Annotated in this window: 10 protein-coding genes and 1 pseudogene; 2 read left to right on the forward strand and 9 right to left on the reverse strand. The window is 72.6% G+C overall.

The genetic code is table 11. From position 1 onward, the window contains the following. From KME77_RS17280 to KME77_RS17300, 5 genes and pseudogenes are all read right to left on the reverse strand, one after another. A pseudogene (locus KME77_RS17280) lies at positions 1–468 on the reverse strand (hypothetical protein); the annotation flags it as partial. Between the two features lie 64 nt (positions 469–532). Continuing rightward, positions 533–1,399, reverse strand: a complete 867-nt coding sequence (locus KME77_RS17285) for a carbohydrate ABC transporter permease (protein WP_219468474.1) — start codon at positions 1,397–1,399, stop codon at positions 533–535. After that, complete coding sequence (locus tag KME77_RS17290) at positions 1,396–2,256, reverse strand: carbohydrate ABC transporter permease (RefSeq protein WP_308250738.1); 861 nt, start codon at positions 2,254–2,256, stop codon at positions 1,396–1,398. Before KME77_RS17290 ends, KME77_RS17285 begins: the two co-directional genes overlap by 4 nt. A 26-nt stretch (positions 2,257–2,282) precedes the next feature. Continuing rightward, positions 2,283–3,530 carry an ABC transporter substrate-binding protein gene (locus tag KME77_RS17295; RefSeq protein WP_219468477.1) on the reverse strand — a complete coding sequence of 416 codons (1,248 nt, stop codon included), beginning with the start codon at positions 3,528–3,530 and terminating at the stop codon, positions 2,283–2,285. 86 nt (positions 3,531–3,616) lie between these two features. After that, positions 3,617–4,768, reverse strand: a complete 1,152-nt coding sequence (locus KME77_RS17300; protein ID WP_219468481.1) for a DegT/DnrJ/EryC1/StrS family aminotransferase — start codon at positions 4,766–4,768, stop codon at positions 3,617–3,619. 134 nt (positions 4,769–4,902) lie between these two features. Here KME77_RS17300 and KME77_RS17305 point away from each other — a divergent pair, with 134 nt between their 5' ends. Beyond that, complete coding sequence (locus KME77_RS17305; protein WP_246609971.1) at positions 4,903–6,108, forward strand: hypothetical protein; 1,206 nt, start codon at positions 4,903–4,905, stop codon at positions 6,106–6,108. Positions 6,109–6,125: 17 nt separating this feature from the next. Here the strand turns inward: KME77_RS17305 and KME77_RS17310 are convergent, their stop codons facing one another. The 3 genes from KME77_RS17310 to KME77_RS30335 all read right to left on the reverse strand — a co-directional run bounded on the left by KME77_RS17310 (position 6,126) and on the right by KME77_RS30335 (position 9,244). Beyond that, positions 6,126–7,193: a dihydrodipicolinate synthase family protein gene (locus tag KME77_RS17310; protein WP_219468483.1), complete on the reverse strand. Its 1,068-nt coding sequence runs from the start codon at positions 7,191–7,193 to the stop codon at positions 6,126–6,128. Between the two features lie 50 nt (positions 7,194–7,243). Next, entirely contained in the window at positions 7,244–8,254 is a 1,011-nt protein-coding gene (locus KME77_RS17315) for an NAD-dependent epimerase/dehydratase family protein (RefSeq protein ID WP_219468486.1), read from the reverse strand. A gap of 72 nt (positions 8,255–8,326) precedes the next feature. After that, complete coding sequence (locus tag KME77_RS30335) at positions 8,327–9,244, reverse strand: Gfo/Idh/MocA family protein (protein ID WP_219468489.1); 918 nt, start codon at positions 9,242–9,244, stop codon at positions 8,327–8,329. 35 nt (positions 9,245–9,279) lie between these two features. On the opposite strand from KME77_RS30335, the gene KME77_RS17325 reads away from it, so the two are divergent. Continuing rightward, positions 9,280–9,606, forward strand: coding sequence for a hypothetical protein (locus tag KME77_RS17325; protein ID WP_219468491.1), 327 nt, complete (start codon positions 9,280–9,282; stop codon positions 9,604–9,606). Positions 9,607–9,657: 51 nt separating this feature from the next. Here KME77_RS17325 and KME77_RS17330 read toward each other — a convergent pair whose 3' ends face one another. Beyond that, positions 9,658–9,822 (reverse strand): hypothetical protein, encoded by a 165-nt coding sequence (locus KME77_RS17330; protein WP_219468494.1) that lies wholly within the window; start codon positions 9,820–9,822, stop codon positions 9,658–9,660. Positions 9,823–10,020: the final 198 nt, after the last annotated feature.

A 10,020-nucleotide genomic window follows, 5' to 3' on the forward strand; every position in this document is an offset into this window, starting at 1 on the left:
GGGGAAGACCAGCACGGCGTCCGCCCCCAGCTCCGCCGCCACCCGCGCCTCGGACGCCGCCGCCTCCGCAGGGGAGGCGCCCACCGAGCCGCCGGAGGAGCCGCCCGCTGTGTCGTCCGCTGTGCCGCTTGCTGTGCCGCCCGCTGTGTCGTCCGCTGCGCCGCCCGCTGTGCCGCCCCTCAGGCCGCCGCCGACGCCGACGATGACCGGGACGCCCGTGCGCCGGGCCCGCTCGATCACCGCCGCCCGCACGTCCGCCGCCAGGAACGGCCCCCGCCCGGTGTGCGCCAGGACGGCCAGGCCGCCGCAGCCCGAGGCGGCCAGCCGGCCGAAGTAGGCCTCGGCGACGTCGAGGTCCACCTCGCCCGCCGGGGTCATCGGCGTCGCGGCGGCGGCGATCAGCGCGCCCCGCAGGCGATCGCGCAGCTCCGCCGCCCGCGGGTCGATCGGCGCGTCCAGCGCGTCCATCCAGGCTCCCCTCACCCGACAGGCCGGTCCGGGCGACAAGCGTAGGGCGTTCAGTCCCGGCCGGTCACTTCAGCCCCGTCATCGCGATGCTGTTGACCAGGTAACGCTGCAACAGGAAGAACACCAGCAGGCACGGCACCGCCGACACGGCCGCGGACGACATCAGCGTCGACCACTGCAGCTCCTCCGTCTTCAGGACCGTCAGCCCCACGGTCAGCGTGCGCGTGGCGTCGCTCTGCGAGATCACCAGCGGCCACAGGAAGTCGTTCCAGTGCCACAGGAAGACGAACACGCCCAGCGTGGCCAGGATGGGCTTGGTCAGCGGCACCACGATCGTCCAGTAGACGCGCAGCTCCGAGGCCCCGTCCACCTTGGCGGCGTCGAACAGCTCGTCCGGCAGCCCCAGGATGAACTGGCGCATCAGGAAGACCGCCTGGGAGTTGGCCAGCGTCGGCACGATCAGCCCCCAGAACGTGTCGGCCCCGCCGAAGTCGGAGACCAGCACGTACAGCGGGATGAGCATCGCCTGGAACGGCACCATCATGGTGGCCAGGAACGTCCACAGGATGGTGTCGCGGCCGGGGAAGCGCTTCTTGGCGAAGGCGTACCCGGCCATCGACGACGTCAGCAGGATGATCACCACGGAGACGGCCGAGTAGATCAGCGAGTTGAGCGTCCATTGGCCGAAGCCGGAGGCGTTCAGGACCTGCGCGATGTTGTCGAAGGTGAGCGACTCGGGCCAGCGCGCCGGCACCGTGGGCTTGCCCCGGGGTGACAGCGCCACGATCAGCATCGCGATGAACGGCCCCAGGGTCAGCAGCGCCATGACCGCGAGCAGCGCGTACCGCGCCCACGTCCCGCCGCGCCGGGGCGGGGGAGCGGGCTGCCGCCGGCCGGCGCGGGCGGCCGGGCGCGTGGCCGTCAGCGTCATGTGTTCTCCTTGCCGACGAAACGGCGCTGGATCAGCGAGACGACCAGGACGACGGCGAACAGCACCATCCCCCACGTGGCCGCGTAGCCGAACTCCCAGAAGCGGAAGCCGCGCTCGAAGATGCCGTAGATGAGGGTGTAGCTGGCCTTGGCGGGCCCGCCGCCGGTCATCACATAGATCGTGTCGAAGACCTGGAACGAGCTGATCGTCTCGATCACCAGCACGAAGAACAGCGCCGGCTTGAGCAGCGGCAGCGTGATGGAGCGCAGCCGCTGCCAGGCGCTGGCCCCGTCCACCCGGGCCGCCTCCAGGTAGGAGCCCGGGATGGCCTTCAGCCCGGCCAGCAGGATCAGCATCGAGTAGCCGAAGCCCTTCCAGCAGGAGACGACGGCCAGCGCGGGCAGCACCAGCTCCGAGCGTTCCATGAAGGCCACCGGCGCCACGTCCGCCTTCGCCAGCACGCCGTTGATCAGCCCGTCGAACTCGTAGATCCAGCGCCAGATGATCCCGGCGAAGACGAAGCTGGTCACGTACGGCAGGAACAGGATGCCGCGGAACAGCCCGCGCATGAAGACCACCGAGTTCAGCAGCAGCGCCGAGCCGAGCGAGACCAGCACCACCAGCGGCACGTAGATGGCCGTGTACACCAGCGTGACCCGGAGGCTGGACCAGAAGTTGGCGTCGTTCACCAGCCGGGCGTAGTTGTCGGCGCCGACGAAGTTCCAGTCGCCGCCGATGTTCCAGTTCGTCAGGCTCATGCCGGCCACCCCGAGCGTCGGGAAGATCCGGAAGATCAGGAACAGCACGAGCATGGGCAGGACGAACAGCAGGCCCGTGATGGGGTCACGCAGGCGCACGCGGGTTCACCTTTCCTGGTAGGGGGTCAGCCTCCGCTGGCCAGCAGTTCGTTCGCCTCCTTGGCGGCGGCGTCCATGGCGGTCTTGGCGTCCTCCTTGCCGATCAGCGCCGCCTGCACGTGCGCCGCGACCATCGCCATCACCTGGCGGGCCTTGGGATGGGCGTCGCCGGGGAAGGCGAACTCCAGCGACTTGGCGAACTCCTTGGACGTCGCCGTCTGGCCGGGGATCGTCACGTCGGTGCGCGCGGAGAAGAAGCCGGACTCCTTGGCCAGCGGCCCGGCCACCTCGGGCGAGGCGACGTAACCGGCGAACTTCCTGGCCGCCTCCTTGACCTCGGAGTGCTTGGCCAGGACCAGGCCGCCCGGGATGCCGAACGCGACCCGCTTGACGCCCTGGAGCGGCAGGCCGATGCCCACGTTGTCGGCGCCGATGGCGGCGCCGAGCTGGTCGGCCTGCAGCGCCGTGGCGGCGTGGTACATGGCGGTCTTGCCGGCCGCCATGGTGCCGCCCTCGATGTCGCTGGTCTTGCTGGCGGCGTTCTCCGGCAGTCCGCCGACGGCCTTCAGGTCGAGCAGGAACTGCAGGCTGTCGATCCCGACCTGGTTGTTGACGGTCACGCTCTTGCCGTCGGGGGCGAAGACGGAGCCGCCGTTCGCCCACAGGATCGGGTAGAAGCTCTGGTTCAGCGTCACCTCGGGCTTGCCGGGGTAGTCCAGGACGGCGACCTTCTTGGCGGCCAGTTTGGGCGCGGCCTCCTTCAGCTCGGCCAGCGTCTCGGGGACCTTCGTGACGCCCGCCTCGGCGAACAGCTTCTTGTTGTAGATGGGGGCGGTGATGGTCTGGTAGATCGGCACGCCGTAGAGCTTGCCGCCCACCGACAGCGCCGTGAGCGAGCTGGGCAGGTAGCTGGCCTTGTCGGCGGCGACCACGTCGTCCACCGCCTCCAGCGTGCCCTGCTGGGCGTACTGGGGGATCTGGTCCGGGCCGAGCACGACCAGGTCGAACCCCTTCTTGGAGGCCAGCGCCGTGGTGACCTTCTCCTGGCGGCCGTCCCAGGGCTGCTGGTCGATCTTGACGTCGATCGCGGGGTTCTTGGCCTCGAAGTCCTTCTCGACCTTGTCCCAGAAGGCCTTGTGCTTGGCCTGGTCCGCGATCACGGGGTACATCCAGAGGGTCACGGTGCTCTTGTCCGACCCCGAGCCACCGGATCCGCACCCGGCGATCACGACGCTCAGGGCCGTCGCGAGCCCGGCTGCCGCTGCTTTCCTCATTCGCGGCTTCCTTTCCTGAATACCGGTCCTGACCGAAATCTATTGAGCGGGGCGGAGCCCGGTCAATGGCTGATACATGAACGTGACTAGGGCCTGCCGGGGTAGCCGGCGACGGCGTCCGCTATGGCCGTCACGTGCTCGGACGTGTAGTGCTCGTTCCAGTCGATGGTCAGGAGGGTGCTGCTCACCAGGCGCTCGGCCTCGGGGCACGGGGCCGGGCGGTAGTCCTCCAGAGGGTACTGCGACGCGCCGTAAACGGGCCTGCCCCACAACGGAGCCCGGTTGAGCGGCTCCTGCAGATAACCGGCCCGTGCCGGAACCCCGGCCGCGCTCAGGTGCGCCGCCAGGGCGGGCGCGTCGCCGCCGGGCAGCACGAGCGGGAAGAGCCACCACGCGTGCCCGGGCGGGCGGGGGAGCACGATCTCCCCGGCCCGTACGGACTCCAGGCCGCGCAGCGCCTCGACGAGCAGCCCGGCCGTGCGGCGCCTCGACCCCACCACCCCGGGCAGCTTGACGAGCTGCGCCCGCGCCACCGCGGCCTGCAGCTCGGTCATCCGGTAGTTCAGGCCCAGGCTCTCGTGCGAACGGCCGGCGGCCCGGTCCCAGCCCTTGTCCGCGAACAGCCGCATCCGCCGGGCCAGCTCCTCGTCATCGGTCAGGGCCAGGCCGCCGTCGCCGCAGGTGATGTGCTTCCACTGCTGCAGGCTCAGGGTGGCCACGTGGCCGGCGGCGCCCGCGTACCGGCCGTCCGGCAGCTCGCTCAGCCACGCCTGGGCGCAGTCCTCGATCAGCGTCAGGCCGTGCTCGTCGGCCAGCGCGCGCAGCTCGGCGACCCGGGCGGGCGAGCCGAACAGGTGCACCGCCATGATCGCCCGCGTCCGCGGCCCGACCAGCTCGGCCACCGCGTCCGGGTCGAGGTTGCCGTCGCGCGGATCGACGTCGGCGAAGACAGGAACGGCGTTCTGCGCCAAGATGGGGGCCACGGTCCCGAAGTCCGTGATCGGCGTCGTGATGATCTCGTCCCCGGGATCCGGCGCCGCCGCCACGACAGACAGGTGGAGGGCCGCGGTGCCGGAGCTGCACGCGATCGCGAATCGGGAGCCGTACATCTCGCCGACCTCGCGTTCGAGCGCCCGCGCCTCGGTCCCCCACACGGAGCTGAGCATGCCGGAGCGGATCACCCGCTCCAGCGCCGCCGTCTCCTCGTCACCGAGGGTCCGCCCCGCCGGCTCCGCCATGCTGGGAAAGTGCGGGCCGGGAAAGTGCGGGCCGGGAAAGTGCGGGCCGGGAAAGTGCAGGTTGGGAAAGTGCGGGGTCACGAGCTACCCTTTCGGTCTAGGCCGTAATCAGGAGAAGGTACAAGGAGGCGTGGGTGGGGATTGTCATCGGAGTCGTCGGCCCGCACGATCTCGTCGACGACGTCGCGGCCACCTGCGAGGAGCAGCCCGGCGTGAGCGCGCTCCGGCTCGACTACGACCACGAGTCGCAGGCCCCGGCCATCGTCGAGGCGCACGCGACGGCGGTCGAGGGCTGGCTGTTCACCGGCATCGTGCCGTACATGCTGGCCCGCGACGCCGACCTGCTGTCCCGCCCGGCCGCGTTCGTCGACTACTCGGGCGCGACGCTGCTCAGCGCCCTGGTACGGCTGCAGCACGAGGGCCACGACATCACCCGCCTGTCCATCGACACCATCGCCCCGGCCGACGTCATCGCCACCTTCTCCGAGGCCGGCCTGCCCACCGGCGACCTGCGCACGCTCGGGTACCGGCCGGAGACCACCTCCAAGAAGGTGATCGCCTTCCACAGCCGCGGCCCCGCCCACCCCGTGATCACCTGCCTCAGCTCCGTGCACGAGGCGCTGCGCGGGGAACTGCACGTGCTGCGCCTGGCGCCGTCCGTCCACTCCGTGCGCGTCGCGCTGCGCCAGCTCCTGCTGGCCGCCGAGGGCCAGGCCCAGGAGGACGCGCAGATCGCGATCGGCCTGGTGGAGGCCGACGGCGAGGAGGGCCTGCCGCGTGAGGCCGCGGCGCTGGGCGGCACGCTGGCCGCCTTCCGCGGCGGCACCCACCTGCTGGTGACCACCCGCGGCCCCCTGTACGACGCCACCGGCGGCTTCACCGGGCTGCCCATGCTGGCCAGGCTGGCCGGGCACAGCAGCGTGGTGCGGGTCGGGTTCGGCCTCGGCCGCAGCGCCGCCGAGGCCGAGAGCCTGGCCCGCCGGGCGCTGGCCAGGGCCCGGCGCATCGGCGACGTGGCCGCCGTGCTGTCACTGCGCGCCGACACCGACATCGTCCTGGAGTCGGAGCCCGGCGCGCACGCCGGGGAGCAGAACCTGTCGGTGATCGCCCGCCGCGTCGGCCTGTCGGTGCCCACCCTGGAGAAGCTGCTGGAGGCCCGCGACGCGGCCGGCGGCGACGCGCTGACCACCCGCGAGATCGCCGAACGGCTCGCCGTCCAGCAGCGCACCGCCCGGCGGATGCTGCACCGGCTGGAGCTGGCCGGGCTCGCCGAGCGTACGGGGAACCTGACCAGCGGATCCAGCGGCCGGCCGCTGACCCTCTACCGCCTCACCCTGTAGCCCGCCGGCAACCCCCGCTAGGAGAGCCACCGCTCCACCCCCTCGGCCACGAAGTCGTCGTCGCGCAGCCATGGATAGGCCGCCCAGATCCGGTCGATCTCCGCGAGCTGTCCTGGCGACAGCTCCTCGGCCGGGTCGAGGCACCAGCGGCCGGCCAGCAGCCCCTGGCGGCGCAGCACCTCGTGGATGCCCGGGATGCACCCCCGGAAGCCGTTGGCGGAGTCGAAGATGGCCGCGTTGGCGTCGGTCAGGTGGCCGTCGAGGCGCAGCAGCCGCCGCACCGCCGCGTCGTCGCCCGAGCGGGCCAGCGCGGCCTCCTCCAGCAGCTCCACGGCCCGCCGCACCCAGACCGCCCACTGGCCGAGCAGCCCGCCGACGAACTCCACCTCCACCTCCCGGCCGTCCACCACGACGCGGTGCGGGGTGATCAGGTCGGCCAGGATGTGGTCGTCGTTGCCCGTGTACAGGGCCACCTCGCCGGCCCGGCCCGCCCGTACGACGCCGTGCAGCACGTCGAGGGTGCGGTACCGGTCGAACGGCGCGACCTTCACCCCGACCACGGACTCGATCCCGGCCAGCCGCGTCCAGAAGTCCCTGGACAGCGGCCGCCCGCCCACCGCCGGCTGCAGGTAGAAGCCGATCACCGGCAGCACGTCGCCCACGGCGCGGGCCCGCTCGATCAGCCCGTCCTCGTCCAGCTCCCGGTACGGGCTGAGCAGCACCATGTGGTACCCGAGCGACCTGGCCAGCTCCGCCTCCGCCACGGCCTGCGCGGTCGGCCCGGTGGCGCCCGCCACCAGCACCACCTCCCGCTCGGCCGCACGCCCGGCCTCCCGGGCCGTCACCGCGGCCAGCTCCAGGACGGGCGGCAGCAGGCCGGTGCCGTGGATGGCGAACTGCGTCGTGTGCACCCCCACCGCCAGCCCGCCCGCCCCGGCCTCGACGTAGTAGCGCGTCAGCGCGCGCTGGCGGCGCTCGTCCAGCCTCCTGTCCTCGGTCAGGGCCAGCGGGTGCGCCGGGATCACCAGACCGCGCCGGAACAGGTCGCGTACGGGCGTGTGCGCCTCTGGAGCCGTGCTGAGCACGTGTGGTCCCCCTGTGTGGTCGAGGTGTCGGGTCGGGAACATGGCGCGGGTCAGAAACGTCCGTCGCGGCGTTCGAACTTGGTCGGCCTGCCGAGCAGCGGCCCGCCGTCGGCGACCCAGCGCGCGGTGTGCTCGATCAGCTCGGCGGGCGTCACCCCGGGATAGCCGAACAGCCGGTGGCACAGGGAGGCGTTCGACAGCAGCGCCGTCGGCGCCTCCTCGCCGGTGAACACCGGCTCCTTGCCGAGCGCCGCGCCCAGCGCCAGCGCCGCCTGCCGCACCGAGACCAGCTCGGGGCCGGTGACGTTGAGCACGTACGGCGGCACGCCGGCCAGCGTCAGCGACCGGAGCGTCACCTCGTTGGCGTAGCCCTGCCAGACCACGTTCACCTGGCCCGTGGCCAGGTCGACGGGCTCGCCGGCCAGCACCTTCTGCGCCAGGTCGACGAGCACGCCGTAGCGCAGCTCGACCGCGTAGTTGAGCCGGATCAGCGACATGGGCGTGCCGTCGCGCTCGGCGAAGTGGGTCAGCACGCGCTCGCGGCCCAGGCAGCTCATGGCGTAGTCGCCGACGGGCCCGACGGGGGAGTCCTCGGTGCTGCCGCCGCTGGTGACCGGGACGAGCGGGTAGACGTTCCCGGTGGACAGCGCGGCGATCCTGCTGCCGGCGTACCGCTCGGCCACGCGGCCCGGCAGGTAGGCGTTGGTGAACCAGGTGGCGTGCTCGCGGCCCTGCGTGCCGAACTTGGCGCCCACCAGGAACACCACGTTGGCCGCGTCCGGCAGCTCGCGCAGGGCCCGCTCGTCGGCCAGGTCGGCGGCCACCACGGTGGCGCCCTCGTCCAGGAGCGCCCGCGCCAGGCCCGGCTCCGAGAAGCGGGACACCGCGATGATCTTCTTGCCGCTGTCCCGGACGGCGTTCAGGGCCAGCCGTACCAGGCTCGGGCCGAGCTTGCCGCCGGCGCCGAGGACGAGGATGTCGCCGTCGAGCCCGTTCAGGTCGCCGGCCAGGCCGGTGGTGGGCCGGGCCAGCCGCTCCTCGAGTTCCGCCGTGGTCCGCACACGGCCTCCCTTCTATTTACGGTCCAGACCGTAACTGGCCGATACTTGGGCTGTCAACGGGCAGCGCCGCGCTCAGCCGCTCCCGCGTGCGGAAACGCGCTCCGGGGTGACGCTCTCGCGGGCGGAGACGAGCACGTCGAGGACGGCCCTGGTCTCCTTCCACGGCACCGGGCTGGGCGCCCCGCCCACCATGGCGAGGAACGCCTCGATCGTCCCCTCGTAGCCGAGCCCCTTCACCGGGTCGTCGCCGCCCTCGATCACGATCGAGTCGGTGGAGCCGCGCCTGTGCACGGTCACCGTGTACGACTCGCTCTCCGACACGCCGAGGATCTCGACCGTCCCGGTGATGCCGTCGTCCCAGCGCAGCGCCATCACCCCGCTGTCCTCGGAGCGCAGCGTCGTGTAGTGCCGTCTCGCCCCGGCCGCCCCCGCCAGCCGCACGTCGCCGCCGAGCAGCGCCACCAGCAGCTCCACGCCGTGGATGCCCATGGTGACCATCGTCCCGCCGCCCTCCCCGGGCGTGTCCTGCCAGGCGTTGTAGCCGTCCGCCCACATCCCCACGTCATGCCGTACGGTGGCGCGCACCGCCAGCACGTCGCCCCGATCGACCCCGGCCCTCCTGAACGCGGGCGCGAACCGCAGCACCGAGCTGGACAGCACCCGGTCGTGGATCGGCAGCCGGTCCAGCTCCAGGAGCTGGGCCCGGCTGGCGGCGGCGGGCTTGTTGACGAAGCACGCCGCCCCCGTCTCCAGCACCCTGGCCAGCGCCTGGGGCACCCGCGGGTTCGGCACCGTGAGCACCACGCCGTCGGGCGAGCCGGCCAGCGCCTCCTCCAGGCTGCCGGCGACCTTCACCGCCGGATGCTCGCCGGTGAACCGCCTCAGCCGCTCCGGGTCCGGCTCCCACACGACCAGCTCGGCGTGGCGGGCCAGGGTGAGGGCGTCGGTGTACGGGTGGCTGGTGGCGAGCCCGGCGAGTGCGATGCGCACGGTGGTCTCCGATCTGTCGGGAAGGGAGACCCATCATGGCAGCGACCTGCGCGAACCCCGGCCACCCCCGCGTACGGCCCCCGGTGCACGGTGGTCGCCACCCGTCCCGCCGGCAGGGCCGACGTGACGACCCGCCCGGTCAGCGGGCACGGCCGCGCCAGCTCGACCCCCACCTCGACGTGCGGGACGTCGTCCAGGTAGAGCATGACGTTCGGGCAGCCGCGCTCCACCCCGCTCGCCCGCAGGCACGCCCACACCTCGTCCAGGAGCCGCCCCACAACCCGGGGAACTCCTGCCACGTGGTCGCCGCCGCCACCACGGCCGTCGGGCGGGCGGCGACGTCGAGCACCCTCACCTCGTAGCTCCCGGTCATCCCCGGCTCCCTCCCGGCCGCTGTCCGATCCAGGATGCCGTCACACGAGCCGGCGGGCGAGGGGCAGCCGGGTCCGGTTGAACAGCGCCGCCACGGTCGCCAGCGCGGGCAGCCCCACCACCACGGCGGCCAGGAACGGCCACGGCACGGCGATCGTGGCCGGATCCCCGCTGCCGTACGTCGTCATCGGCCGGCTCAGCGCCACGCCCGTCACCGCGCCCGCGGCCAGCCCTGTCAGCGTCGTTCAAGAGGCTTTCCCGAAGTCGGGCCGAGCCGCTCCGGCCGCTTGATCCCCGGCCTCCGGACGCCGCAGGATGGAGGCATGCCCGTCTCCGACCTGACCGCCGTCGTCACCGGCGGCGGCTCCAGGCGCGGCATCGGCCGCGCCACCGCCCACGCCCTG

Source organism: Nonomuraea rhizosphaerae, from assembly GCF_019396405.1.
In the GTDB taxonomy this organism is placed as follows: domain Bacteria; phylum Actinomycetota; class Actinomycetes; order Streptosporangiales; family Streptosporangiaceae; genus Nonomuraea; species Nonomuraea rhizosphaerae.

Coding starts and splice junctions, on each gene's coding strand:
- KME77_RS17300 (WP_219468481.1), bottom strand. CDS start 4,768: ATGGCGGAGCCGGCGGGGCGGACCCTCGGTGACGAGGAGACGGCGGCG.
- KME77_RS17295 (WP_219468477.1), bottom strand. CDS start 3,530: ATGAGGAAAGCAGCGGCAGCCGGGCTCGCGACGGCCCTGAGCGTCGTG.
- KME77_RS17285 (WP_219468474.1), bottom strand. CDS start 1,399: ATGACGCTGACGGCCACGCGCCCGGCCGCCCGCGCCGGCCGGCGGCAG.
- KME77_RS17325 (WP_219468491.1), top strand. CDS start 9,280: ATGGCAGCGACCTGCGCGAACCCCGGCCACCCCCGCGTACGGCCCCCG.